General features: G+C 59.9%; 24 protein-coding genes and 1 pseudogene. 11 read left to right on the plus strand and 14 right to left on the minus strand.

From position 1 onward, the window contains the following. Positions 1–16: 16 nt before the first annotated feature. The 6 genes and pseudogenes from HAP41_RS45170 (at position 17) to istB (HAP41_RS45190) (ending at position 6,371) form a co-directional block, all read left to right on the plus strand. Positions 17–1,121 (plus strand): annotated as a pseudogene (locus HAP41_RS45170) (IS3 family transposase). 116 nt (positions 1,122–1,237) lie between these two features. After that, positions 1,238–1,360 carry a hypothetical protein gene (locus tag HAP41_RS50200; RefSeq protein ID WP_256478490.1) on the plus strand — a complete coding sequence of 41 codons (123 nt, stop codon included), beginning with the start codon at positions 1,238–1,240 and terminating at the stop codon, positions 1,358–1,360. A 369-nt stretch (positions 1,361–1,729) separates the two neighbouring features. After that, positions 1,730–3,271, plus strand: a complete 1,542-nt coding sequence (gene istA / locus HAP41_RS45175) for an IS21 family transposase (RefSeq protein WP_166065845.1) — start codon at positions 1,730–1,732, stop codon at positions 3,269–3,271. Between the two features lie 16 nt (positions 3,272–3,287). Next, a complete protein-coding gene (gene istB, locus HAP41_RS45180) occupies positions 3,288–4,049 on the plus strand; it encodes an IS21-like element helper ATPase IstB (RefSeq protein WP_166063422.1) in 762 nt (253 codons plus the stop codon). 94 nt (positions 4,050–4,143) lie between these two features. Beyond that, positions 4,144–5,604, plus strand: coding sequence for an IS21 family transposase (istA, locus tag HAP41_RS45185; RefSeq protein ID WP_166071912.1), 1,461 nt, complete (start codon positions 4,144–4,146; stop codon positions 5,602–5,604). 14 nt (positions 5,605–5,618) lie between these two features. Further along, positions 5,619–6,371: an IS21-like element helper ATPase IstB gene (istB, locus tag HAP41_RS45190; RefSeq protein WP_166057122.1), complete on the plus strand. Its 753-nt coding sequence runs from the start codon at positions 5,619–5,621 to the stop codon at positions 6,369–6,371. Between the two features lie 64 nt (positions 6,372–6,435). On the opposite strand, the gene HAP41_RS45195 is transcribed toward istB (HAP41_RS45190), so the two are convergent. Beyond that, positions 6,436–6,678, minus strand: coding sequence for a hypothetical protein (locus HAP41_RS45195; RefSeq protein WP_166071911.1), 243 nt, complete (start codon positions 6,676–6,678; stop codon positions 6,436–6,438). 707 nt (positions 6,679–7,385) lie between these two features. On the opposite strand from HAP41_RS45195, the gene HAP41_RS45200 reads away from it, so the two are divergent. Continuing rightward, the gene (locus HAP41_RS45200) at positions 7,386–8,063 is read left to right on the plus strand and encodes a Crp/Fnr family transcriptional regulator (RefSeq protein WP_166071910.1); all 678 of its coding nucleotides are present in this window, start codon (positions 7,386–7,388) and stop codon (positions 8,061–8,063) included. Between the two features lie 188 nt (positions 8,064–8,251). On the opposite strand, the gene HAP41_RS45205 is transcribed toward HAP41_RS45200, so the two are convergent. From HAP41_RS45205 to HAP41_RS45215, 3 genes are all read right to left on the minus strand, one after another. Next, positions 8,252–9,406 carry an AI-2E family transporter gene (locus HAP41_RS45205; protein WP_166105378.1) on the minus strand — a complete coding sequence of 385 codons (1,155 nt, stop codon included), beginning with the start codon at positions 9,404–9,406 and terminating at the stop codon, positions 8,252–8,254. 570 nt (positions 9,407–9,976) lie between these two features. Continuing rightward, a complete protein-coding gene (locus HAP41_RS45210) occupies positions 9,977–10,732 on the minus strand; it encodes a DUF1236 domain-containing protein (protein WP_224580561.1) in 756 nt (251 codons plus the stop codon). A gap of 132 nt (positions 10,733–10,864) precedes the next feature. After that, the gene (locus tag HAP41_RS45215; RefSeq protein ID WP_224580560.1) at positions 10,865–11,497 is read right to left on the minus strand and encodes a hypothetical protein; all 633 of its coding nucleotides are present in this window, start codon (positions 11,495–11,497) and stop codon (positions 10,865–10,867) included. Between HAP41_RS45215 and HAP41_RS45220 the strand changes: the two genes are divergently transcribed. Next, the gene (locus HAP41_RS45220) at positions 11,487–11,849 is read left to right on the plus strand and encodes a hypothetical protein (RefSeq protein WP_166071909.1); all 363 of its coding nucleotides are present in this window, start codon (positions 11,487–11,489) and stop codon (positions 11,847–11,849) included. The two genes, HAP41_RS45215 and HAP41_RS45220, sit on opposite strands and share 11 nt — an antisense overlap. A 121-nt stretch (positions 11,850–11,970) precedes the next feature. Here the strand turns inward: HAP41_RS45220 and HAP41_RS45225 are convergent, their stop codons facing one another. The 6 genes from HAP41_RS45225 to HAP41_RS45250 all read right to left on the minus strand — a co-directional run bounded on the left by HAP41_RS45225 (position 11,971) and on the right by HAP41_RS45250 (position 20,000). Then, a complete protein-coding gene (locus tag HAP41_RS45225; protein WP_166071908.1) occupies positions 11,971–12,324 on the minus strand; it encodes a phasin family protein in 354 nt (117 codons plus the stop codon). Positions 12,325–13,095: 771 nt separating this feature from the next. Next, entirely contained in the window at positions 13,096–13,260 is a 165-nt protein-coding gene (locus HAP41_RS45230; RefSeq protein WP_166071907.1) for a hypothetical protein, read from the minus strand. A 260-nt stretch (positions 13,261–13,520) separates the two neighbouring features. After that, positions 13,521–15,464 carry a glycosyltransferase gene (locus HAP41_RS45235; protein ID WP_166071906.1) on the minus strand — a complete coding sequence of 648 codons (1,944 nt, stop codon included), beginning with the start codon at positions 15,462–15,464 and terminating at the stop codon, positions 13,521–13,523. After that, a complete protein-coding gene (locus HAP41_RS45240; protein WP_175617976.1) occupies positions 15,461–16,855 on the minus strand; it encodes an HlyD family secretion protein in 1,395 nt (464 codons plus the stop codon). Before HAP41_RS45240 ends, HAP41_RS45235 begins: the two co-directional genes overlap by 4 nt. 145 nt (positions 16,856–17,000) lie before the next feature. Continuing rightward, positions 17,001–18,989, minus strand: coding sequence for a putative bifunctional diguanylate cyclase/phosphodiesterase (locus tag HAP41_RS45245; RefSeq protein WP_166071905.1), 1,989 nt, complete (start codon positions 18,987–18,989; stop codon positions 17,001–17,003). A gap of 6 nt (positions 18,990–18,995) precedes the next feature. After that, positions 18,996–20,000: a TRAP transporter substrate-binding protein gene (locus HAP41_RS45250; RefSeq protein WP_166071904.1), complete on the minus strand. Its 1,005-nt coding sequence runs from the start codon at positions 19,998–20,000 to the stop codon at positions 18,996–18,998. A gap of 525 nt (positions 20,001–20,525) precedes the next feature. Between HAP41_RS45250 and HAP41_RS45255 the strand changes: the two genes are divergently transcribed. Next, positions 20,526–20,831, plus strand: a complete 306-nt coding sequence (locus tag HAP41_RS45255) for a GlsB/YeaQ/YmgE family stress response membrane protein (protein ID WP_166071903.1) — start codon at positions 20,526–20,528, stop codon at positions 20,829–20,831. A gap of 130 nt (positions 20,832–20,961) precedes the next feature. Here HAP41_RS45255 and HAP41_RS45260 read toward each other — a convergent pair whose 3' ends face one another. Together HAP41_RS45260 and HAP41_RS45265 are read right to left on the minus strand one after the other, a co-directional pair. Continuing rightward, a complete protein-coding gene (locus HAP41_RS45260) occupies positions 20,962–21,999 on the minus strand; it encodes a fatty acid desaturase (protein WP_166071902.1) in 1,038 nt (345 codons plus the stop codon). An 85-nt stretch (positions 22,000–22,084) separates the two neighbouring features. Beyond that, positions 22,085–23,023, minus strand: coding sequence for a slipin family protein (locus HAP41_RS45265; RefSeq protein ID WP_166071901.1), 939 nt, complete (start codon positions 23,021–23,023; stop codon positions 22,085–22,087). Positions 23,024–23,345: 322 nt separating this feature from the next. Here HAP41_RS45265 and HAP41_RS45270 point away from each other — a divergent pair, with 322 nt between their 5' ends. Continuing rightward, complete coding sequence (locus tag HAP41_RS45270) at positions 23,346–23,540, plus strand: hypothetical protein (RefSeq protein WP_166071900.1); 195 nt, start codon at positions 23,346–23,348, stop codon at positions 23,538–23,540. 92 nt (positions 23,541–23,632) lie between these two features. On the opposite strand, the gene HAP41_RS45275 is transcribed toward HAP41_RS45270, so the two are convergent. Continuing rightward, positions 23,633–24,406 carry a sensor histidine kinase gene (locus HAP41_RS45275; RefSeq protein WP_166071899.1) on the minus strand — a complete coding sequence of 258 codons (774 nt, stop codon included), beginning with the start codon at positions 24,404–24,406 and terminating at the stop codon, positions 23,633–23,635. A gap of 1,151 nt (positions 24,407–25,557) precedes the next feature. On the opposite strand from HAP41_RS45275, the gene HAP41_RS45280 reads away from it, so the two are divergent. Next, positions 25,558–25,818, plus strand: a complete 261-nt coding sequence (locus tag HAP41_RS45280; protein WP_166071898.1) for a DUF1488 family protein — start codon at positions 25,558–25,560, stop codon at positions 25,816–25,818. Between the two features lie 30 nt (positions 25,819–25,848). On the opposite strand, the gene HAP41_RS45285 is transcribed toward HAP41_RS45280, so the two are convergent. After that, positions 25,849–26,397, minus strand: coding sequence for a hypothetical protein (locus HAP41_RS45285; protein ID WP_166071897.1), 549 nt, complete (start codon positions 26,395–26,397; stop codon positions 25,849–25,851). Between the last annotated feature and the right edge of the window lie 2 nt (positions 26,398–26,399).

Here is a 26,399-nt window from a genome sequence, read left to right on the forward strand (position 1 = left end):
GAAGCCGGAGGTGGCGATGAAAAGACGGAAGTTCAGCCGCGAGTTCAAGGTCGAGGCGGTCAAGCTGGTGCGGGACCGTGGGGTGCCGGTGGCGCAAGCCGGCCGTGACCTGGATGTTCATGAGAATGTTCTCCGCAAATGGGTGAAGGAGTTGGGCTCCGACCCGGCGCAAGCCTTTCCCGGCCACGGGCAGATGAAGCCGGAGCAGCAGGAGATCGAGCGGCTGCGCCGTGAGGTCGCCAAGCTGAAGGCCGAGCGGGATATCCTAAAAAAGGCCGCAGCCTACTTCGCGAAGGAAGCGACATGAAGTTCGCCTTCGTCGCGAAGCACCGGACGATCTGGCCGGTGGCATGGCTATGCGATGCGCTGGGAGTGTCGCGGTCGGGCTTCCATGCCTGGCTGAATCGCTCTCCCAGCACCAGATCCCGCAGCGACGAGGAGCTCGGCGGCAAGGTCAAGGCCAGCTTCGCCGCCAGCGACCGCACCTATGGCGCACGCCGGGTGTGGCGTGACCTGCTCGCCGACGGGGCGGATTGCGGCCTGCACCGGATTGAGCGGCTGATGCGCCTGCAAGGCTTGCGGGCGCGGCCGCGACGTCGGCGCTTGCCGAAGGACAGCGGCGATCGACAGCTCGAGACCGTACCGGCGAACCTCCTTGACCGGCAGTTCGCCGCCGAGCGGCCGAACCAGAAGTGGATCGCCGACTTCACCTATCTCTGGACGGCCGAAGGCTGGCTCTATGTCGCAGCGGTGATCGACCTGTTCTCACGCCGCGTGGTGGGCTGGTCGATGAGTGCCGCCATGACGGCACAGCTCGTGACGGACGCATTGTTGATGGCCGTCTGGCGGCGCGGCAAGCCGGATGCACTGTTGCATCACTCCGACCAGGGCAGCCAGTACACCAGCGAGCAGTTCCAGCGCCTGATGGCCGACCACGGCATCGTTTGCAGCATGAGCTGGAGAGCTTCTTCTCCTCGCTCAAGACCGAGCGTACGGCCAACAAGATTTATCGAACCAGAGATGAGGCACGCGCCGATGTGTTCGACTACATCGAACGATTTTACAACCGCGCATCAGAACACCCATCTGTCTATGTTGTTGAAGAGAAGAGACTTTGCTGATTGGGATGCGATCCCGTGGGGTATCTTGGGTTCTGTCGCGCTCGTTCGGCGATAGATTGAGCGGCAGTTGTTATCAGCGAGGCGCGGGCGAAGATCCACGGGCCGTCCGACAGCGGATGGAAGGCTTCGATTTCGCCGGCTTCAGCGGCCAGCTGCGGATTCCGATTTATTCCGGCCGGGTATTCCGACTTGAAGCCGGCCATCGTTCCGATTTGAAGCCGGCCACGATTCCGAAATGAAACCGGCCGGCATTCCGATTTGAAGCCGGCCGGGTTTTGGAAGTCGGCGTTTTCGTTTGGGTCAGTCCTTCAGGCATCAAGTCCCTCGTTGATCCACGAGGGGAAGCGGATGCCGGCCAAGAGAGAACTGACCATGCGACAGATACGACAGATGCTGCGGCTTGCCCGTGATGGGGTGAGCGCCCGGGAGATCGGGTGCATGTTTCGCGGGATCGTGAGCACGGATTTCAGGGGATCGTGAGCAGAGATTTCAGACGATCGTGAGCACGGATTTCGCGGGATCGTGAGCAGCTTTTCAGCAACTCAGCCCGCTTCGGCCGACAACTCAACCGGCTTAGGAACTGCCTCGTCAGTGAACGAGGAAGGCCGATGCCCACCCAGAGATTGTCGATGCGCCGGATCAAAGAGGTTCTCCGCTTAAAACATGTTCAAGGCTTGCCGGAGCGAGCCATCGCGCGCACCTTGGGCATCAGCAACGGCGCCGTGCACAGCTATCTACGCCGAGCCGGGGCTGCCGGGCTGAACTGGCCGTTGCCGGCCGGAATGAGCGACGAGGACCTGGAGCTGCTGCTTTTCCCGGCGCCGAGGCCTGCGTCGCAGAGCCCCCAGCGGGCCGTTCCCGACTGGGGCTATGTCGACAAGGAGCTGCGCCGACGCAACGTGACCCGTCGGCTGCTGTGGGACGAGTATCGCGCCACCCATCCCGATGGCTTCGGCTACACCTGGTTCTGCACGACGTACGAGGCCTGGAAGGGGCGAGCCCGGCCTTCGATGCGGCAGACGCATCTGGGCGGCGAGAAGGTTTTCGTGGATTTCGCCGGCGACACCATCGACGTCATCGATCCCTCAAACGGGGAAGTGCAGTCGATGAAGCTGTTCGTCGCGGCGATGGGCGCCTCCAACTATACCTATGCCGAGGCCTGTCCAAGCGAGGGGCTCGCCGACTGGATCCGGGTCCACATCAATCTTTTCGCCTTCCTCGGCGGCGTGCCGACATTCGTAGTCTGCGACAATCTCAAGGCCGCCGTCACCAATCCCGACCGCCACGATCCCGGCCTCAACCGAACCTATGCCGAGATGGCGAGCCATTACGGCACGGCCATTCTCGCAGCCCGGCCGCGGCGCCCAAAAGATAAGGCAAAGGTCGAAGTTGCGGTGCAAGTCGCCCAGCGATGGATTCTGGCGCGGCTGCGCAACCAACGCTTCTTTTCGTTGGCGGAGCTGAACGCAGCCATCAAAACACTCGTCGTCGAACTCAATGCAAGGCAGATGCGCGACTTTGGCGCCAGTCGCGCCGAACTGTTCGCCGAGCTCGACAAGCCCAAGCTTACAAAGCTGCCGGACCAGGCTTACGCTTTCGCACGCTGGAAGCGATGCCGGATCGGCCCCGACTATCATATCGAGATCGATGGACACTGGTATTCCGCGCCGTATCGGCTCATCCGTGAGCTTGTCGACGCACGCATCGATGACAGAACGGTCGAGATCTTCCACAACGGCCGCAGGATCGCCAGCCACGCCCGCGCGCCCAACCGGCGGGGCCACACCACCATCGCCGACCATATGCCCAGCGCCCATCGGCGCTACGGTCAATGGACGCCCGCCGGAGTGATCGTCGCCGGCGAGCGGATCGGTCCGTCGACCGCCGCCTTCTTCCAGGCCGTGATCGCGGCCCGGCCGCATCCCGAGCAAGGCTTTCGCACCTGCCTCGGCATTCTGTCACTGGTCAAAAGCTACAGCGCGGAGCGCGTCGAAGCGGCCTGCCGGCGCGGCATTCTGATCAAGGCGCGATCCGTCGCCTCGATCCGCTCCATCCTCCAGAACGGTCTGGATCGTACCTTTCTCGACGAGCCCTCCGAACACCAACCCCTGCGCCACGGCAACATCCGCGGCCGCGATTATTTTCACTGAAGCCAAGGAGACCTGTATGCTCAACCATCCCACCCACGAACGCCTGATCGAGCTCGGCTTGAGCGGCATGGCCAAGGCCTTCGAGGAGCAGCGACGATCGCCTGATCTCGAAGCCTTGCCGTTCGAAGATCGCATCGGCCTGCTGGTCGACCGGGAAGCGGCGGAACGCGACACCAGGCGGCTCACCACGCGCCTCAAGCTGGCCTCGCTCCGCCAGAATGCCTGCGTGGAGGACGTCGATTTGCGCACGCCGCGGGGTATCGACCGGGCCGTCTTCGCCAAGCTCGCCAGCGGCGACTGGATCGATCGCCACGAGAATTTGCTCATAACCGGGGCGACCGGATTGGGCAAAAGTTGGTTAGCCTGTGCCCTCGGCCACAAGGCCTGCCGAGATAATCGCTCGGTCCTCTATCACCGCGTCCCAAGATTGTTCGAAGCGTTGGGGCTCGCGCGGGGCGATGGACGTTATGCCCGCTTGCTCAAAACCCTTGGCCGCGCCCAGGTTCTGATTTTGGATGATTGGGGATTGTCGGTGCTCACCGCTGCCGAGCGGCGCGATCTACTGGAAATCCTTGACGATCGCCATGGCCGCTCCTCCACCATCGTAACCAGCCAACTCCCTGTGGACACATGGCACGAAGTTATCGGAGATCCCACGCTAGGCGACGCGATTCTGGATCGCCTCGTCCACAACGCTCACCGCCTCCAGCTTGCTGGCGAAAGCATGCGAAAACGCAACGCCAAAACCATCACCCTTGACGAGCAGCCAGAACGCTGACCCTATCACCGCCTCGGCCGGAGCGAGGCTGCTCACGATCGTCTGAATTCGGCGCTCATGATCGCGCGAAATCGCTGCTCACGATCACTGAAATATGCAGATCGGGCGCACGCTCGGGGTGGCGCGCAGCACGATCCAGGACAATCTCAAGCGTGCCTCGACTGCCGGGCTGGCGTGGCCTTTGGCGGGCGATCTGACCGACGCCGTTCTTGAACAACGTCTGTTTGCCCATGCCGGCGTCAGGCGCGGCTTCCGCCGGCGCCGGGAGCCGGATTGGGCCTCGCTGGCCTGTGAGCTGAAGCGGCCTGGCGTCAATCTGATGGTGCTGTGGGAGGAGTACCGGGCGGTCCATCCGGAAGGTTATGGCTACAGCCGGTTCTGCGATTTATTCCGGGAATTCGAGCGGCGGCTGTCTCCGACGATGCGGCAGGACCATCCGGCCGGCGACAAGGTCTTTGTCGATTACTCCGGCAAGAAGATCATGATCGTTGATCGCGCAACCGGGGTTGTGCGCGACGCGGAGATCTTCGTCGCCGTGCTTGGCGCCTCGAATTACACCTACGCCGAGGCGACCTGGACGCAGACACTTCCGGACTGGATCGAGGCTCATGTCCGAATGTTCCGGTTCTTTGGCGGGGTGCCACGCCTCGTCGTCCCTGACAATCTGAAGTCCGGCGTGCACCGGGCGTCGTTCTACGACCCCGAAATCAATCGCAGCTACGGGATGATGGCGTCCCATTACGGCGTTGGCATCCTTCCGGCACGGCCAAGAAAGCCCCGGGATAAGGCAAAAGTGGAAGCCGGAGTGCGTTTTGCCCAGACCTATATCCTCGGGCGGCTTCGCCGGCAGACCTTCTTCTCGCTGGCTGAGGCGAATGCGGCAATCGCCGCCGCGCTGGAGCGCATCAACGCCCACGTCATGCGCCGGATCGGCGTCAGCCGCCGACAATTGTTCGAGACCGTCGAGATGCCTGTCCTGGCGCCGTTGCCGGATGCCGACTATCAGTTCGCGGAATGGCTCCTGGCCCGCGTCTCGCTCGATTATCACGTCGAGGTCGACGGCTTCTTCTACTCAGTTCCACACGGCCTGATCCGGGAGCAGGTCGACGTTCGCGCCACCACCCGGACCATCGAGTTGTTCCATCGGGGTTTGCGTGTTGCTGCTCACCAGCGCCGTTATGGCGGCCGCCGGCACGGCACTGATCCCGATCACATGCCCAGTGCGCATCGGCGTTACGCCGAGTGGACTCCCGATCGATTCCGGCGCTGGGGGCGGTCGATCGGGCCCAACACCGAGGGGCTCGTTCTCGCCATCCTGGCCAATCGGCCTCATCCCGAACAGGGATTCCGGACCTGTCTCGGCGTGCTTCGGCTGTTCAAGGATATTGATCCCGAACGCGCCGAGCTGATCGCGGCCCGCGCGGTCGCGGTCAGCGCACTGACCTACAAGAGCATCGCCTCCATCATCGCCAACAAGCTCGAACGCAGTTCTCGCGATACCGAGGACGCGATCATCGAACATCCCAATCTGCGCGGCCCCGGTTACTTCCATTGAAAGGATTATCCAGCATGCTCACCCATCCCACCCTCGACCTGCTGCATAGCCTTGGTCTCCACGGTATGGCCAAAGGCTTCAAGGACCTCGATGCCCAGTCCGAAGCGCGCAGCCTCGAACACGCCGAATGGCTGGCGTTGCTCCTGGAACACGAGAAAACGCTGCGCCAGCAAAAGCGGTTCGAAAGCAGAGCTCGAGCCGCCAAGCTGCGTCATGCCGCCTGCGTCGAGGATGTCGATTACCGCGCTATCCGCGGCCTCGACCGCACGCTCTTTCTAAAACTCGCCGCTGGCGACTGGATCCGGGCACGACATAATCTCCTTGTTACCGGGCCGTGCGGCGTCGGCAAGAGCTGGCTCGCTTGTGCCCTCGGCAACAAGGCTTGCCGAGACGACTTCTCAGTTGCCTACCATCGTGTGCCGCGTCTCTTCGCCGCTCTCGCACTCGGCCGCGCCGATGGCCGCTATACCAAGATGCTGCGGGCGATCGCACGACTTGATCTGCTGATCCTGGACGACTGGGGACCAGAACCTCTCGACGCCGACCAGCGCCGTGATTTGCTCGAAATCGTCGAGGATCGATACGAAGCCCGCTCGATTATCGTCACCAGCCAGCTGCCCGTCGATCGCTGGTACGAAATCATCGGCAACCCCACCATCGCCGACGCGATTCTCGATCGCCTCGTCCACAATGCCTACCGCATCGAACTCAAAGGAGAGAGCCTCAGGAAGCAGAAGCAACCCGCTCAAGATCAACCGGTCTCTTGACCTTCCCAGCCCTCGACGACATCATGAAATTGACCCATGCGAACGACGCCACGGGTGGCCGGCTTCAGATCGGAATACCCGGCCGGCTTCGAATTGGAATGCATGGCCGGCTTCGTCGGAATCCGCACACTGCATTGTCATACTCGTCCGCCAGTCCCTGCTCGTTATCGGCGAGCGAGGCAAATCGGTGCTGCAGCTTTTGAAATCCATGGACCTCATCCGGGTCGGTCGAACGCTTAATCAGTTCGTCGTACTCGGCTGCTTTTGCACGATACTGCTGAGATTTAAACATGCCGGGCCCTTTCATTTGAAGTCTCGGCCCATCTCCGACCATCCTCGATGGTCGCACTTGCCTGAATATGGGGATCAAAGGTTCGAATAACGAGCCCCGGCGTACAAATAAGATGGCACAAGAGTGAGCAATATTGACCAGGGGGCTGGGGTGCCGAGCCAGCATACTGCCGCATCACCGCACGATCTTCGGCATCCATGAACACCGGAGAGTTCGATCGTGCTTCCGTCTCATCCCGATTCACGACGCAGCGGCTTGAGAGCCAAAGTAACAAGGATGACATGACAGAATCACCGCCCAATCATCTCGATCGTGACGATTGGGCTGCCCGGGCATCTGAGGCTTTGGCACAGGCAGAGAAGTTGCCGCCCGGCTTGATGCGATGCAAAGCCACAACTTCGCTTCGCCGCAGACATGAAGAAATGGCTGATACCGAAACAGCCAACAGTGCGCCGAAGGCGACAGGCTGACGGCGAGCCACTCCCATAAGACACAAACTGCCTCGCTCCGCCGATCTGAGGCGAGCATTCTGTCGCCGGCGGCCAGCGAACTGACGCGCTCAAAAAATCGGGCTTTTTCCCGTAGAACTGCTGATAATCAGCAGGTAATATCTGAGAACGGGGCAAGCCCCCGCAAGTGATTAGCTGGCTAAAACAGCACGCGCGCTGGGCGCTTGGCAGTTAACCGACATCGGGCAGGCTTGCGAGTCAAAGGAGGCTGCCGTGGCAAAGCCAATCAAGGACATCTTTGACCCCCAAAAATTCCTCGCCAAAGTGGGCGCAGGGAAAACGATCCTCGAGCTTCCGAAGAACAGGCATGTGTTCGAGCAAGGCGACGTCGCAGACTCGGTGTTTTACATTCAAAAAGGCAGGGTCAAGCTAACGGTCGTGTCTGAGCAGGGCAAGGAAGCGGTCGTCGCAATTCTGGAGCCCGGCCAATTCTTTGGCGAAGGATGCATGAATGGTCATCCGTTACGCATCGCGACAACAACAGCGATGGAAGATTGCGTTATCACGTCGATCACCAAAGAGGCGATGATGGCGGCTATTCGCGACGAACCGAAATTTTCACAGCTCTTCATGTCCTATCTTCTGACCCGGAACAGTCGGATTGAGGAGGACCTGATCGACCAGCTCTTCAATTCGAGCGAGCGGCGGCTTGCTCGACTGCTGTTGCTGCTCGCGAATTTTGGCAAGGAGGGCAGTCCGCAGCCGATCAGCGCGACTATCAGTCAGGAGACATTGGCCGAAATGATCGGGACGACGCGATCCCGCGTGAGCTATTTCATGAACAAGTTTCGCAGGCTGGGCCTCATCAGCTATAATGGACACATCGAGGTCCACAATTCGCTGTTGAGCGCGGTTTTGCATGAGAAGCCCCTGCTGAGAGAGCGCGATTAGCAGGGCGGTCCCAAGGAACGACCCCAGGGCGTGGGGGCGCGCTGAGGCCGTCATTTCATCGGATGCTTGGGGGGCATATGCATCCGGTCGCCCCTCACCAAGTCGCGCCGACGGTGTTCGTTCCGCCAGGGATGCGAGGTCGAGATCCGGCACACCAAAAAGGTGCGTGAAATCGTTGGCCGACGTCACTATTCCCCTTCGAGGAAATGCCCCAGCGCCTTTAGTGGGCGCAACCTGTCACAGATGATCTTCAGAATAGCCAGCATCGGCACAGCCAAGATCGCACCAAGCACGCCCCACATCCAGAACCAGAAGACCAGCGACAGGATAATCAGCACCGGGTTCAGCGTGAAGCGCCGCGCAAGCAACATGGGCGTTAGTGTTTCGCCCTCAACGAGATGAATGCCAAGGTAGAGCACCGGCGGCAGCAAGGACCACCACAAGCTCTCGAAGCTCAGCATTCCGACCAGCACGAAGATGCAGACCCCGAAAAGCGGCCCCAAAATCGGAATGTAGTTGAGCAGGAAGGCAGTGGCGCCCCACAACAAAGGGTCTCCCAGGCCGCACAGATACATCGCGGCCGCCGTCGCCATACCCACAGCCGCGTTCATGGCCGTGATGGTCAGGAGATATCCTGATATGTCCTCTTGGATCTGCTGAGAGATATCGACGGCTTGTCGCTTGTTGCTGAACGTCGGCAGGATTTCGACGACACGTCGGAGGAATATGTTGCCCGCGACCAAAAGAAAATAGAGCACCAAGACCGTCGTAAACAGGCCATCGAGTACGGAGCGCGTGCCTGCGAAAAGGACACCCGTTATGCCCAGATCGCGGCGAACCGACACAATTGACCCCCTGCCAGGCGGAGCATCTGCAGCCTGCTCGGCCTGTTGGATGACCTTTTGCAACGCTTGGATCGGCCCGCTGACAAGCCGTAGGTGTGCCTCCAGGCGCGGGATGCCCTCGGGCAGCCGCTCAGCCCAGGTGGTGGCCGGTACCGATAACGCCGCCACCAGCCCTACAAGCGCTCCAATGACCAGAAACACGGTGAAGAGCGCTCCGACAGCCTTGGGGAGATGCAAACGCCCCAAGAGGCGGACAGCGGGTTGAAGCAGGAGATTCAGAACGAGGGCAAGCATGACCGGAAGAATGATCGAGCTTGCGACGTAAAGCGCCGCCAGGACACCTAATCCGAACAGGCCACCGAGAAAGAACGTCCGCGGATCGGACGGAAGCGGCATCTCCGTCTCATTGGCAGCCTCGATTGCCGCGGCGTGTGGCTCTGCCGGATCGATATCCAGCGGGACGGAAGGACTCTGCGGCGGCGGTATGACGGCAACCATGGTTTTCCCTCTGGAGATGAGCGGATCATCTCCTCGGTGCCAATCACCCCCCTTCAGCTTCAGGCTTCGCAAGAGCACAGGCGTGAAGCCCTTGCTCCGCTCTTCAGGCAGCCAAACAAGCGGATTACGAAGCCCGCCTAAATTGCGAAGAGAAGCACTTCGTCGTGACCGCACCTTGCGCATTTAAAGGTGCGCAGATCAAAACCGGGTTTGTCCGGTTCGATGCAGACCAACGTCATCGGTGTGCGGCATCTCGAGCAGCCATGAATTCTGAAGTCTGCAGCACTAAGCCTCGGATTGGATTGACTAGACAGCATGATACTCCCCTTGAGAACCAGGCGGGAGCGCGACACTCTCAGTCACCGATTGTTGCCTATGGTAGGGCGGTGATCCAAACAACCTAGCTTTTTGGGTTCCCTCTGCGCTGGTCAATATTGCTCGCTTTCGCAACAAGACACGCAGAGGAGAAAACAGCACCACGCGCGCAGCGCCCGGTTCAGATGTTGAGGGCGGCTCTTGAGCCGCCCTCTCGCGTTTTGAAGCTGCTTGTCATGTGGTTGCCGAGCTCGCCTACCCCTCAATGATGTAAACGATCTCATGCGTGCGCGGGCGAAGGACAAAATACTTGCCGTGCACGAGGATGAAGTCGTATCCACGCCATTCCGGATAGATTTCCACGATCCGTGACGGCATCGGGTAATACCGGACACCGGCTGGGACAGCCGTTCCGATCGAGAGATTGAAATTCACGTTCGTGACTTCCTCGACCTTCTCTTGCCTGATCGCCGAGGTTATCTGGGTGCGCTTCTCGGCGGGAGGGGCTGCCGTCGCCGAAGTTGCGGCATTTCCCGTCGTCTTGCTGTCCGGGGCCGAGGGCCTGGTCTCGGCAGTCGGCGTTTTCAAGTCCTTTGAGGTGGCGGTCGAATCAACGGCCTTTGCCTTGCTGTCGGCTTTCAGCTCGCTTGCTGTCTTGCTGTCAGAAAGTGGCTTCGATTCAGCGGTCGGATTCTTCATGTCCTTCGAAGTGGCGGTCGGAGCAGTCGAGTCCGAAGCCTTCGACTGGCCCTCGGCTTTCATGTCGCCGGTCGTTTTTGCGTCCGGCTTGACCTGCGCATGTTGAGGCTTACCCTCTTTTGACGCAGCGCCCGGCGTTGCTGTCTCGGCTCCCTTCGCCGCTGGTCCGTTCATCGGCACCGCGCTATCGCCTTTAGGCGAGGCGGCAGCCGGTGCTTCCTTCGCTGCTCCTTGAGCGCCTTGCGCTGTCGCAAGCCCGGTCGTGGCCAATAGGGAGGCAACGGCCGCAGACACCATTAAGGACTTCTTCATCTGATATTTTCCAATTCAAACCGAGTCTATGCCGACGAGCGTCGGCCATAGGGTGGAACGGTCTCAACAGACTATAGTTCCGCTGCTGCCTTCGGTTGGGAGATAGGCGCCGTCAATTGACGACAATTACATTCAGCCCTTCGTTCGGGCTCCCGCACGCGCTCTCGCGTCCGGCTGAATCACTCGCGTAAATAACTGCGCTGTGCCATCTAAGCCCAAACCGCCTATTGGCTCTCGAACAGACACTAAGCGCGCTCGCAAAAAAAGCCTCTTTTGCTTCTGCGCGGTCTTAAATTCGAGGACGTAGTTTTGAATAGCGTGCTTGGCAAGCGCACTTAAGCGGCGCGTGAGTTGCCATGTCCGCAAAGTGGCGACCCAATCCTGGGCTTGACAGAACTTGTCGTAGCACCAAGCGAAAGCAGGAATTGATATAAGTTTCTCGCGGCTAAGTTTGAAAAGCCGCTCAACAAGCAAGAATTTGAGGAGCTCGCCAAAGATGAGGACCATAAGTCCCTCAACGATGTGGCCTGTCGCCGTCAGGTAAGCTGCGACTGGCTTGACAGGCTCCAGCAAAATAACCGGCACAATGAACAACGCCAAGGTCGGATACGGCCGAAGCGACACAATCCACGCCCGCACGCTCTCAAACACCCAGCAATCCGCCAGCCAGCGAAGTACAGGCTTGGCGAGAGCGAAAAGCACGACATCCACCAAGAAGTAGACGGCGGCCATCAGAAATACAGAGGATTTGAATATGCGGCGCAAGCTGGTTCTCCAACGAACCAAAGCGCGAACCCATCATAAGTTCACCGGCGGAAGCGGCGAATTACAAAACCACCATGGAACCTTTGTTCGGCCAGCTGTCGGAGCTTCGCTGCCGGTCGGTCGATCGGTCGGGCCTTTAGGTGCTATGCTGCCGATAGTCGAGCGCGGTCAGTCCATGGATGGCACGCTCGCACAGCTTGTCGGCATCGCGTTCGCCGTCGCCTGCTGCCTGCACAATTCTCCTGGCAATGATTTCCCGATCTACCTCCAGCTGGCCGATGTGTTGAAGCGTTCGACATGCCAGGTCGTACGCTGCGTTCACGGCGGTTACCTGCTCTGGATCAACGGATAAGCTTTCGAAAATCGGATTGACACTGGCCATAATGCTCCTCACGGCAAGCTCGTTTGCCAAGCTCAGTCCCGCCTCGCGATGAACCAGAGCCACTTTGCTCCGGCACCGCGGGACAGACATGTTAGCGATTTGTCGGGGTCATCTTTGCAACAAGCTCTGCGAATGGCTTGTACGACTGCTTGGCAAGATCGCCGTAAAGCGCGCCGATCTTCGGCGACTCCGCAACGAACGTGTCATAAGTTGCCTTGGCGAAGTCGGCCTGAACTTCAATCGCATTGTCGAGCGACTTTACGCCCGAGAGCTTCTCAACAAACAGTTTCGTGTCCTCAAACGACTTCTTCGTGTAGTCCCCGTAAGCACTGGCAATCGCAAGGAAGCCCCCAGGCAAGGCGCTGGACGAAGCTCCTGTATTGAGTTGATCATTGCCATTCGATTGGTGCGGTAAATTCTGGTCTGTCCGGATCTGATCTGACATTCATGTTTCCTTGTTCGTTTGGTGGTGGATCAACGTTGCGCGCCACCAAGTTTTGCTTCAGAGCCCTCAGTTCTCGCGGGTCCGTTCCGCGGCGTGTGTTCGCACGACGAACAGCCCGCTGTGTGTGCGCGCAGCGAATTTCTCATCGGCCGGTCGGCTAGCCATTTGCCGGCGGCGCGTCGGCGCGGACAGGCCAGCCAGGGCCGGTAGGACGCCCATCCATGGGAGCGATCTGACAATTGCGCATTCAAAAATGAGTCGAATCGTGAAAGCGCGTGTTTGGGATAACCCACGTTAGTTCGGGAGGTGATCAATATTGGTCAGCGGCGGCAGCATCCATAGTTTCACGATGGTGCATCACCGCTCCCAGTGGCATCCACCGGTGACCGGGAGTTTCGCGCTCCCGCCCTGATCAAGGCTAGCTCCATGATCATCCAGCGACCGATGTGTCCCAAATGCCAGATAAGCATGATGCTGGCGCGCATTACGCCCGGTCACGCCGGCTTTTGCATTCAGACCTTCGAATGTCCCGCTTGTGATCTCATCCACCAGCTCCTCGACGAGGCAGTCGACCCGATGAAATGCGCAAATACTTTAGCTTGGTTTCGAGGCGAGCTGCGCGCGCCGACATAGCACGCGCGCAACCGAAGCGATCAAGCGCTGAAAGCATCGATGTGGGCATTGCGGCGACGAAGCCGAGTGCGACGCCTGGCTTCGCAACGGCCGTGACCTGCTCAACGAACATCTGGCTCAGCGCATCGTTGCGCGAACTCAGTGCCGCCCTTCGACATATCGAAGGATGGTCTCCGAAAGGCGCACGACCAGCTCTTTCAGCTCTATATTCTCTTTTTCGAGAGAGCGAAGGGCGCCAATCATTCGCATGTCGTCGTCCTGATTCTGGGGCCAAAAGGTGGGCGGCTTTCGCTCGGCGATCATTCCTTCCTCCCAACAGCCCTACCCCCCAAGGATACATACACTTAGAGACACCGATTCGGTGGTCGATATTGCTCAGTTTCAACGGCGAGCGCTTGGTTATCAAATGGCCCTGATCTGCCGCGACGCTCTCCGTTGCGGCTTGCTCTTGCCGCCAATCAGCACGACATCATGCTGGGAGAGCCATGCTGCCCCAACCCGCTCCGCACAGCCGCCCGAGCCGCGGCCACGCCCTGAGCCAACCATACCGCCGGCAGACGTAGTCACCCGAAAATCCGCATCATGATTGCTTTGCCGAGAGGGACGGCGCGTATTCCGGTGAATGCGGTGACGTAGTCACCGGAATAGAAAGCTCGAATGAGATCAACGCGCGTGTTGAGGGTCTCATCGAACCGGATCGCAAATCCATCCCCAGTGCGCCGCACGACCAGAGCCGCGACAGTTCTCTCCCGAAGAGTGCAATGGACGGCAGTGCCAACAGGTGGGGGATTGTTGCTCACGAAGCGGGCACCCGTGATCGACATATCGGCCAAACGGTAGATACCGGACCGCCCACCGATACTGAAAAGAACCGGCTCAGTTCGCTCGAACCGCTCGGCCTTTCGCCGCCGCGGCTGTTCGATGGACACCAAGCAGACGATCGTCAGGATGACCGCATTGTATAAACTCCAGGCCAACGCCAGGCCGCCATAGGCGATAACATCGCCTTGCGCATGAAGCACGAAGGCATAGACAATTCCGGCGAGCGTAATCGCCAACGCGGAGCCGTAGAGCCTGAGGAGCGGCCATTCGATGAAACTTTGATCGCGATCCCCGCCTTTTGCGGTGACTTCGAATTTGTGCCCCAGTGGCTTGAGCAGTCCCCTCGCGACTGCTTTGAGAACCGCCGGCAAAGCAATGTATTGAGCGACGTCGGACATCACCGCCATTGACCGTCCACGGGAAATCCAGGCCATGGCGAGCGAATACCAGATATAGAACGGCAGGAAATATCCGAGGAATACGGAAAGATCCGCCTGAATGGCTTTGATTCCGAACAGAAGATAAAGGCTCGGGACGACAAGACCGAATACCTTGACGACATAGGTCGAGGTCCAACTCATGAATGCCTCGACCAGGGACAGCCTGTCGACAACATCCAGCCGCGATCTTCCGGAAAAGGGGCCGCTGCGCCCACGAAAGATCTGCATGAAGCCAAGACACCATCGGCTGCGCTGAGTGATGTACTCCTTGAGTCCCTCGGGGGCCAACCCCAAGGTCAGCCGCTCGTTCAGGTACACCGTGCGCGCGCCAATTTCCTTCAGCCGCAGCGTCAGTAGATAATCCTCCGTCACGGAATCGGTCGGAAAGCCGCCAATTTTCACAAGTGACGAGTATCTGATGACCGACGACGTGCCGCAACAGAAAGCCACGCCCCACGCGTCCTTCGCTGGCATTAGAATATCGAAGAAGAAGCGCTGCTCGTCCGGCCAAACCTTGGTCGCAGCCAGGTTGGTTTGGATCGGATCCGCATTGATGAAATGCTGAGGCGTTTGCACCACGCCTACGCCAGAATCGCGGAACAGGCACATCGCGCGAGCGAGAAATTCGGGCATGGGAACGAAATCGGCGTCGAGGATCGAAATGAAGTCGGGAGGATCGGCGAGCCCCGTCACATGCCGCAGAGCGTGGTTGATGTTGCCGGCCTTGGCGTCCTTGTTGTCGGGCCGAGCCAGATAGCGGCAGCCGAGCTCGCCTGCAAGCTTTTCGAGCCAGCGGCGCCGCCCATCGTCCAGCACCCAAACTCGATAGTTAGGATAGTTCATTCCAGTTGCGCCGACGATCGTGCGCTCAAGAATCGAAACTTCCTCGTTGTAGGTGCAAATGAACACGTCGATCAGGGGAGAGACCTGTCCGGCAAGCCACCGTCTGTTGGCTTCGACTTGCGGCGTTCGGTCGGTTGTGCGGCTGAGAAACAGCAGCGACAGTGCGCTCGCCGCGAGTGATGCAGCCTCGACGACGAGGAACAGGACTCCCACGACGAAATCGGCGGTCCAGCCGACGGGCGGGACCGTGGATGTAAGACGCCATCCAAAATAGCGGATCATGAGCAGCAATACGATTGCGATCATCAGCGAACGCGCCGCAAAGCTCCCAAGCCGGAGCCAGGGCAGGATGGCAAGGCAGAACCCGAGCGCAATAAGGCCCGGTGTCAGCGCGGGGATCATTGCTTTCTCGCACTATCTGTCGAGAAGATCACGCGTCCGGTTCGTCCGACCGGACAATCGTTGGAGCCGTCGTTAAGGCCGGGGACCGAAATCGTGGCACGATATGGTTCCTTGCTCAGCGCATCAGGATTGATGGCGAGGTTGGCTGCGGCCCCTGCGGAGCCCGTGAGATTGACGACGGTGCCGGCCAACTCGGGCCCGCCGGCGTTCGGTCGGAAATGCGCAACCGATCCCAATTGCAGCCTGTTATAGACGCTCTCCGTGACATTGGCCGTCACCACGGCACCGGAGCAATCGAGCAGCCGAATAAGTGGTTGGCCGGCTCGCACGTCCTCCCCCGGTGCGGTCATGACCTCCCAGATCCGGCCGGCGACGGGGAACTTGATCTCAGCCTCGGAGCGGCTGATGTATTGAAATCGCTCGGACTCGATCTCGCCGGTGAGCCACGAGATTTCGGCATCAGCATGCGCTACGTCCGCGGTCAGCCCTTCGGCCCGCTGCCGCATTTCCTCCTCGCGCTGCACAGAACTCGGACGGTCGTTGTAGCTGTCGCCGAGAAACGTGCCTTCGCGCGCGGCGGTGAGCTCAACCTGGTTCGCATCCAGGCGGCGTCGCGCGCCGATCTCAGTCTGTTGGGCTATGGTTTGATCCCGCGTCAAGCGCCCAAGCTCGACAGAAGAAACGCTGCCCGATTTTATAAGTGACGAAGCTCTCTCCACTGCGGCGGTCGCCTCCTCGCGACGCGCCGCGGCTGCTTCGATCGAGGTCTGGATTTCCGCGATGCGCGCCTCGAGCTGACGAATACGCCCCTCCGTGAATAGGGCCGCCTGACGCGCCAGATCCTTCTGCGCCGCGCGAGCCGAAGCTATCTTCGAAACGAGGCTTGGCCTCTCGTTTTCCAGGCGGGACAGCTGGCTGCGCAGATCATCGAGCCGCACGCGGTCACCGCGCGGGTTGACGACACGAAGGATGAACGTGCCCTCGGCGACGACGCCTGGATCGCCCGACAGACCGGCGCCGGATGAAATCTTGCCATCGATCGGCGACCTCAAGGTCACCAGTCTCGAGTTGACGACGGCTTCGACGCTTGACGTTTGGAAAAGCGCTCTCAGCGGGAGCCAGCCGAATATAGCGACGATGGCGATACCCGCGGCCGCCTTCACAAATCGCAGTGGTATCCGGCTCGGCTTGGATTGCGCCACATTCGCGGTCGGAGCGTCGGTCTCCGGTGCCTCGGTCTTGCGGGGATTAAGATGCCCGTCCAACTCGGGCCGTGGACCGTACCCGCCATTTGTTGCGCCGTCGATCGACGTCGTGAGAGGTCCACCGGTGTGTGGACTGCCGCTTTCGGGCGCGGAGTTGCAACGCGATTGATTTTGTATGGTACTCATGATCACCAACGCGCAACCTCGGCGAGAGATGCAGGCCACGGAAGAAAATGTCATGTTGGTGAGACAAGCGCTAACCGAAAGGCGAGAATGGTCTACAATGGCGGAGGGCCGGGAGCCGCTCCGCCTACGGAGGTGCAGGTTCGTGCTACCGTTCAGCCGTGGCGTTGACCACGTGCAGCTTGGGCACGGGCGAAGCCGGCGGCATTGGCCTCGAGAAGCCGGCCAGAATGCTGGCGCCGAGTTCCGAGGCCGAGACCGGCCGGCCGAAGAAAAACCCCTGGACCTGATCACCGTCGGCCGTATCGAGAAACGCCGCCTGGCTGGCGGTCTCGACGCCTTCGACCGTTACACGCATGTTCAACTCGCGTCCAAGCGCGATGATCGCTTTGACCACCGCTCCGACCTGGCAATGGGGGCCGTCGAGGCCCTGCATGAAGGCTCGATCGATCTTGATCTTGTCGAACGGAAAGCGCCACAGATAGCTGAGACTCGAATAACCGGCACCGAAATCGTCCATCACGATGGCCACGCCCATCGCCTTGAGAGTCAGGAGCTGCGCCACAATTGTTTCGGTGTTGCCGAGCAGCAAGCCTTCGGTAATCTCCAGTTCGAGCCGGTGCGGCGCGAGTTCCGCCTCCTTCAGTGCGGCAGCGACGATGTCGCTGATGGTGCCCGCCACGAACTGCTGGGGTGACAGGTTCACTGCAACGGTCAGGTGCGCCGGCCAGGTCGCGGCGGTGCGGCATGCCTCCCGCAACACCCATGCCCCGATCTTGTCGATAAGCCGCAAGTCCTCGGCGACCGGAATAAAGGCCAGTGGCGGAACGAGGGTCCCGTCCGCTGCGTGCATCCGGATCAGCGCTTCGAAGCCGGCAAGGCGGCGCTGAGATATTTCGAAGAGGGGCTGATAATGCAATTCGAAGCGATCATTCTGTACCGCCTCGCGAATCGCTCTCTCGAGTTCGATGCGCGCCTGTAGCTCGGCATCCATCTCTGGCACGAAAAACCGGATGCAGTTGCGGCCCGCTGCCTTGGCCGCGTAGAGCGCGAGGTCGGCACTCTTGAGCAACCGCTCCGGGGGGGTGTCCTCCGCCGCCAGCGCCACGCCGATGCTAGCGGTGCTGAGTATCTCGCGCTGCTTAAACTTCACCGAAGCATTTACAGCCGCGGCAAGATGGCGCGCAAACGCCTCGGCCTGCATCCTGCCGCCGACGTCGTTCTGCACGACGACGAACTCGTCGCCGCCGAGCCTGGCCACCACGTCGTCGATCCGGACCGCAGCGCGCAGACGCTCCGCGATGGACTTGAGCAGAAAGTCGCCGCCGTCATGACCAAGCGTATCGTTGCCATCCTTGAAGCGGTCAACGTCGATGAAGTGAACGGCAAGGCTGCCGCCCCGCGTCGGCAAGTGAGCGAGCGCTCTCTCCAGCTTTTCGATCAATTGGAGACGATTGGTCAGCCCGGTCAACGCGTCATGGTGGGCGAGGAAGCGGATGCGTCGGTCAACCTGTTTCACTTTTGATTCGCGATACCACGCAATTGCGGGAATGGAGAAGGCGAGGCCCGACAGCAGGCAAAGGAATGCGGCCGCGGTCAGGAAAGTATCGTGAAAACTCCTGCGTTGTTCCGTTTCATCCACGTAGGCCGCAACGACCGCAATGTGACGGCCGTTCGCCTGGACCGGGACATAGGCGCGCGCGAAGAATGCCGGTCGGTCGACCGAATTGCCCTCCCTGACATCGACGATAGGTTGAGCCTCAGCGACCGATCGCGCCGCATCGGGGCTGTATACCGACAAATCGAGGAGTGCGATCTCTTCGTGGGTCGACACGAGCTGGGAATAACCATAGCGGTTGAAGATCTCGTATTGAAAGACCTCACCGGAATTTCGCGCCGACAGGAAGAACGCCAGGCTTGCGGCGGACGGCTGCTCGCCGCCGGCAATCTGCTCGAGATCGGCGACACTGGCTGCCAGGAACCGGGCCCAGCTGCGAGCGGTCGACGTCGCGTCTTGACGGAGAAGATGATCGGTCGTGATCTTCAGGGTCGCCCCGGCGCCCAGCAACAGAATGGCAAGCGCAGCGCAGATGATGACGATGTTTCGCTGAGGCCGGATGCTGGCAAATGATGGCATCCGCGGCTACCGGGTCGATCGCATTTTCGTGAGCTCGGCCCGGACCGTTTTCAGCAGCTCGGCATTACGCTGACTTTTCGAAGCCCAATCATCGGCAATGGTCGCGAACACGGCATTTGCCGCATCCAGGTCCGACGGCGAGGGCATGATCACGTGACGGTTGGGATCGGACTTTAGCTCCCCCATAATGCTGCTTTCCACAGCTTCGTAGGTATCTATGAAGCGTCCGGCAGACCACGCACCACTGTATTTGAGGATGATCGACTGCGCTGATTTCGGTAGCCGGTTGAATGTCGTCCGGTTCATCAAGACCATCAGCGGCGCGCCGCTGATGCCAAGAAGGTAGTGATAAGTCGCAACGCGTTTGACGCCGTAATCGACCACTGAAGCAGGGTTCACGAGGGCGCCGTCGATGCTGCCGTTGCCGATGGCTTCGGAGATCTTGTTGACCGGCAGGAGCACAGGCCGCGCCCCCAGCTTTTCGAGCGCTGCGGCTTCGCCAGGATTGTTGACGCGAATTCTCTTGTCCTTCAGATCATTCAGCGACGTGATCGGGATATTGCTGTGGATCGTCTCGGGTTCGCTGACATAAGCGCCGATCACGATGTAGTCATCGTATCCTTGCAGCGCGTTGGCAGCCATCAGCCGGGTGAGCACCGCAACGGACTCCCGCATGCTCGCAAACAGGCCGGGCATTTCAAGGATTGCATTATCCGCAAATCGGTTGCGCGTCAGTCCTGTCACGACATAGGCGATGTCCGCCCTGCCATCGAGCACGAGCTGGGGCTGCTCGGCAGGATCCTTGCCAAGCGCGCCGCTGAAATAGGTGTCAATTTCGATCTGGCCTCTGGCCTCGGCGTTGACCGCGTCGACGAACGGCTTGACCGCGGCGAGATAACTCGTCGAGCGGTCGGAGCTGAAGAACGCCAATTTGAGCTTGACCGGTTCGGCGGCGAGCGCCGAAGTCAGCACAAAGGAGATCACCGCGCATCGTGCCAGCAACTTCCGCATCGGTTTTCCGATCGTGGCGGCGGCGCGTCACACAGTTATGCGAGACGCCGATTTCCTCTGGTCTCTAGCGAACCCCCATAGATAGAAACGCCGTAGATAACGCTCATAAATAGAAACTGGCGACCCGAGCGGCGATCAAATCGCGCATCGTGGTTTGACGCGTGTTAACGCCAGCGAGACAATTGACTGAGAGGGCCGATGCGACTTGGCCCAACTTCAGCGGCCCCTGTGCCCGCACGGCAATGGCGCGAAACTCGAGGCTAGCCTTGTCAGTGCCGATCGCGGATAAGAACGCGGTTGGAAATGTCACTTCAAATCGACCGCGCACGTGCCTCTACCCTGCGACCAAAAGGGGTGATGGGCCGCCCGCTACCCAGGCGGACTCAATCAATTGCCACGAGGCTGACGGCGCGAGGCCATACTTGGGGCCAAGGGCGATACTGCAAGAGACTGATCAAATTTGCACAGACACCAAGCGGATCAGCTTGAGATACTGCGTTCAAACCAGGATGCCGAGGTGTCACAATGAATATGTCGAGCGAAGGCCTGCTGGTCATACTGTTTGTCGGTCTCGTTGCGGGCTGGTTGGCGGGTCAAATCGTCCAGGGGACCGGTTTTGGAATCATCGGTGACCTCATTGTCGGGATTTTGGGCGCCTTTGTCGGAAGCTGGTTGTTACCTCAGCTGGGCATCCATCTCGGTACCGGAGTGATCAGCGCGATCGTCAACGCCACCATCGGAGCGATTTTACTGCTGCTCATCGTGCGGCTGCTTCGGGGTGGCAGCGGATGGGGAGGTAGGTGGGGCGGCAATTGGGGTCGGCGATGGTGACGCATTCCCGCGGGGAGACTCGCGACCGCCCACTGTGACCTGGCTACCGGCCCCGCGACTGTGGGCCCGCTCTGCGTGAGGCAGCACGTTGATAATGGCAACGGCGCCGGCTCCCAGGATCCCGCGTGGGTTACGGGAATGGAGAACTTTCCAGCCCCGGCTTTTGGCCAATGTCGGCCTCTCGGAACGAAATTAGCCGCCGCCCTTTCTCATCCCATAAGGCCCTCGGCACACACCGCAAGCTTTGCAAAAGGGTGATCCGCCTCACGGCAGCGAGTTCCGGATGATCCCGGAGCACGTCCGGCAACCGATAGCAGGGAATTCGACTGCATAGATGATGGACGTGATGGACGCCGATGTTCGCCGTGAACCAGCGCAAAACACCCGGCAACTGATAGTGCGAACTGCCATGCAGCGCAGCTTCGTGAAAGCTCCAGGCCTCATCAAGGGACCACCATGTGTCCTCGAACTGGTGTTGGACATAGAACAACCAGACACCGATCGACGCAGCCAGAACCACGATCGGCAGATGCACCAGCAGGAATGGCCCAAGGCCGACCAGCCCAATCATGCCGGCGATCAGAACCGCGATGGCGAGGTTTGTACCCATTGTACTCAGCCAAGGCCGCCAGCCGTTGCGCATCGCCCCTATCGGCAACCGATGCCGCAAGATGAACAGATATGTGGGACCTACGCCGAACATTACGATCGGATGACGGTACAGACGATAGTGGATCTGTCGCCATCGAGGCCGCGCGGCAAACTCGCTCACGGTCAATGTGTCGATGTCGCCGGAGCCCCTATGATCGAGGTTACCCGAATTCGCGTGATGGCGCGCATGGTTGCGTCGCCAGTAGTCGTAAGGAGTTAGGGTCAAAACGCCGATGGCTCTGCCGACCCAATCGTTCGCAAGACGAACGCGGAAGAACGACCCGTGGCCGCAGTCATGCTGGATCATGAAGAGACGAACGAGCAGACCCGCCGCGGGCACTGCCAGCAGCAGAACGATCCAATGGCCGCGGGCAACGACAACCAGCATCAGAGCCCAGATGATAAAGAAAGGTACCGCTGTGATCATCAGCTCGAAAATGCCGCGCGCGTTATTGGGTTGGCGGTAGCGGGCAAGCAGCTGTGCCAACGCGCGGGTTTCCGGTGGGCCTTGAACCATGTCTCGACTGCTTTCGGAGATGTGCGTTCCAGCTTGTCCACCGGCGGCCCTTTGGCAACTGCTCCAAGACCGAGATGGCGGTTTATCAAGTTGGCTCAGGAACAAGCGAAGTCCTGTCAACGTCGGGAGCATTTTTCTGTTGCGTGAATGGGCTGCTCAGCGGCAGCGGTCCTGTTGCATCCGCTGACGCGGCCTTGTCTTGGCCCGCCAAAGCCAAGGCCACGATGGGGTTCATGCTGTCGACCATCGATGTCGGCATCAGGATCGTGGTGCCGCGCTCTTTGGTTGTCTCATAGATGATGTTCATGGCGCGAAGTTGCAGCGCCGCCGGCTGCCCCGCATAGATCGTGGCCGCCTCAACGAATTTGCCGGCTATAGCGGCTTCGGCTGATCCGAGGATCACACGGGCCTGCTTTTCCCGCTCGGCCTGGGCTTGACGAGACATCGCATCCTGCAAAGCCACCGGGATCGCGACGTCGCGGATCTCGACCGACCTCACTGAGATGCCCCAGTCTGCCGTTTTGCGTCCGATTTCGCTTCGCAACAGCTGGTCTGCGGCGGTTCGCTCCGACAAGAGCGCGGAGAGCATCGACGAGCCGATCATTTCGCGCAGCGAAGTCTGGGCGACACGATCGATGGCTTCCCGGTAGTTCGTAATGTTCAAGGCCGCCTTCTGTGCATCATGGACGAACCAGAAAATAATGGCATCCACGTTCACTGGAACGGTGTCCTTCGTCAGAGCCTCCTGGGCGCTGAAAGCGGTAGTCTGAATGCGCTCGTCAATGACGGCAACGACACTATCGACAACCGGAATGATCACGAAGAGTCCGGGCCCTTTTACGCCGCGCAATTTGCCGGCGCGGAGGATAACGAACTTCTGCCAGGTGTTCGCCATCTTCAGAGCAGAGCCGATGACGATCGCCGCGATCAGCCAAGCGGCGCTCAGCACGAAGTAACCCATGACGCCAAGCGCCGCGCCGATAGCGACGCAGGCTATCGCAAGAAACGCGGTGATCGGATTCATTTCGGCTCCTTCATCAAAGGCCCGACCTGGGAGCCGGCATATTAGTCGGCGCCCGGATGTTTTGCTGAGCAATATTGCTCAGTCAACAAAGCCAGCACTTGATAAGAACCGCGGACTGAACACGGCTGCAGGCCTGCGCTCGGGATGCACGAGATCCGGGTTGAGCTCCTTAACCGACACTGCCGCCAATTCTCTTGGAATGTGAGCAATATTGACCAGCAGTTGATCATGCGGTGCGGCAAGCTTGTTTCTTCGCCGTCCGATTCATTACTACTGGTGGCTGAGGGCACTCGCACGCCTCCCGATCCGCAAGGAGCTTCACATGCCTGACATCCTTGCGCGCCCCGAACCATCGCTGATTCCGATCGTGCGACCACGCTGCCCGACGTGTCAGGGCCGCATGGTGCTGACGCGCATCGAACCTGGTCGCAGCAGTCCTGATCTGCGGACCTTCGAATGCTCCAAGTGCGAGCTCATCTACAAGGTGCTGGCTGAAGACCAGGTAAAGATCGATTAAAACCTAGTGGCAGAACGGCAGCCCTCTAGATTCCAATGTTCGTGCCCGACGTTAGTGTTTTGAGTCCGGTTGAAGAGTCGCCCGGACCAAACCTATGCCAGGGAGCTCAGCGAAGCTGTTGGCACGTCGAACGTGTACGAGAACCCCGTCGACGCATAGGTTAATTGCACGTCGCCCTGCAACTGCTTGCCGAGCGTCTCGATCAGCCGTGTTCCGAAGCTGCGCTTTGCGGGCGGCTGGACAACTGGGCCGTTCTTTTCGATCCAGGTGAGGTGCAAGCGTTGGGTCTGTTGGTCCACCATCCAGGCGAGGTCGACGTGCCCCTCCGGGACCGACAGGGCACCAAACTTCGTGGTGTTCGTGCAAAGCTCGTTGAGCGTCATCGCGATCGCGATGACGGCACCCGACGTCATGCGGATATCGGGGCCCGAGATCGAGAATTTTCGCTCGTCGGGATTGTCGAAGGCTTCGATTGCGCTGCGGACGACCGTGCCAAGATCGGCGCTCGACCATCTTGCCTGGAGAAGGAGATCGTGCGCCCGGCCAAGCGCCAACAGCCGGCCCTCAATGGCTTGCTGCGCGTGCTCGGCTCCGTGCAGGTCGCGCAGGCTCTGGGACACGATGGCGGCGACGGTTGCGAGCGTATTCTTGATACGGTGGTGCAACTCCTCGAGGATCAGTTTCTGGAGCTTGTCGGACGCCGCTCGCTCTCGGGCGTCGATGCCAGCCTTGGCAAGCAGACTCTTGGTGTTGATCTCAGCCTGGGCAAGGAGAAGCCGCAGGCTGACATTCTCTGCCGCCAGACAGTCCTCGTGCGATTCCGCGCCGCCAGGGCGTTCGCCTGTGCGGAGGTCAATTTCGAGCATTTGCAACGGTATCACCGTGGACGGGCTATCGCACCTATTTTCGACGGAGCGTCCGCATTGAGGGATCCTGGCGCTATCCGGCGCCAAAAACCACCAGACTTAGGCGCGGCCAATCATGGTCCGCATTTGAGCTATGATTTGCCAAGCTTCGAGTGCAAGCCAAAAATTGTAGCCAGCATTTTCCACCATGTCGACCGCGCCATGCGGAGCACTATCTCGTCTTCAACGATGAGAACGACGATTGGAACGCGAAAGACTGGGCACCATCGGATGGGCATCTACGAGAAACGGCTGTTGGCTTGAACCGATCGATTCGCGGCAAGCATCTCGGTGCCCCGATGATCCATGTCCAGATGCTCGCCCCTCAGAATCCGATTCGATCGGCGTGCGTGAATGGTGGAGCGAACGGGATTAAATCTCAGCTGTCATTCTGCCGGCCCCGCCGACTTTCCTGCTGAGATGCTTGAGCATCTCAGCAGCGTTCGACAGAATTGTTGCCTTTTGCAGTGCCTCCGCGCGCTCACGTCCCGGCGGCATCTTGCGAGCTCTATCTAGGGCGTTTGCCGCCTTGATGTTCAGTTCAGAAGCCAACAACGATTTGACTCCCTTCATTGGCCCGAATGAGCCATTGGCTGGAGCTGACGGCGCTCGCCTGCCGGGAGGAACTACCACTGAATAAGCACTGCAGCAGCGATCAGCAGCACAAAAAAGATCGGCAGCAATACGGGAGGTACCATCCACTCGCGAATACTGAACTTGGAGATATTCGACATTTGACCGCCTCTTGGTCGCGGCGGGAGCACAATGCTCTCAGTCACCGATAACAGCCGAGGGGCGCGCGGTGATGACTAAGATGTAGTGCCTATTCGCAGAATAACGAGGTCAAGCGCAACTTTCTTGCTGTCGTCAGCATCGATCGGCATTGTAATACGCTTCCAGTATAACCACTTGAGGGTTGGCGCAACTGGGTCGCTCCAACATCCCTCCCCTGCGCGCCAAGCTTCGGCCACGTCCGATGTTGTCAGCCTACCGTCACACGCAATGTCGACGAGAGCGTCGCGGGACAGGATAAGCTAAGGGCATCCGAAATCTTTCGATGCAAATCGTGCCAGGCACGAGTCTCGTGTACCGGCAACTGATCGGTCTCAACCATGATTGCGTTTCCAAATCACAGTCGTTCTTATGATCGCACGCGGCGTGCCGTGCGATTTTGGGGACACGACAGCGCTATAGAGGCGTCGTTTTTCATAAACGAAGGCGCGCTGAAGCGACTTCGACCAGATGCCAGCTACGATGAAGCGGGCTTTCTGAACGCGTTTGATTCCAATCGTGACTTGATCTGTGCCGCCGCTGCCAAGGTCTACAGCCGCGGCAGCAGGGGCTCTTACGATTTGGTCGCCGCAAATTTTTGAAACGATCCTGCTCGTGCAAGCTGGGCCTGATCAGCGAAAATTGCGCGACGAATAGGCGCGCACCAGGTTCGACTTGCCATGGCCGGAGGCACCGAGCACCAGGGCGTAGCGGCTTTCCAGCTCGAACGGCAGATTGAGGTGCGGCGCGAGCCAGATGCCCTTGCGGGCAGAGCGCCCGGCCTCGGCTCTGAACTGGGCGCCAAGCCTCCTGCGTGCGTCATGATCGTAGTAGATGCGCGCCTGGCTCTTGTCAGGCGTTGCAAACGGCTCGGCCAGCGGTGCCTCGTCACGCGCGTCCAGGCAGCCCAGATAGGCCGCGGTTACGCTGATTGCGAACGCCATAGCCGCGTGCGGCCATCGCGTCGTCAGAAACGCCGCCCAGTAGTGGGGATCGCGCAGGCTCATGAGGTTGGTGTACCAGTCGAGCCATGAGAAGGGCTCGTCGCTCACCGGCAACGCCAGGAACAGCGCCAGCAGCGGGATCAGCGACACCGAGAACAGGATTACGCCGACAAAGATGGCCTCGTCGGACGCGCAGTAGAGGTCCAGTCCGGGTTTGAGATTGGGAAGAGCAGCCATTG

Origin of the sequence: Bradyrhizobium barranii subsp. apii (genome assembly GCF_011516635.5) — a bacterium.
GTDB classification, from domain to species: domain Bacteria; phylum Pseudomonadota; class Alphaproteobacteria; order Rhizobiales; family Xanthobacteraceae; genus Bradyrhizobium; species Bradyrhizobium barranii.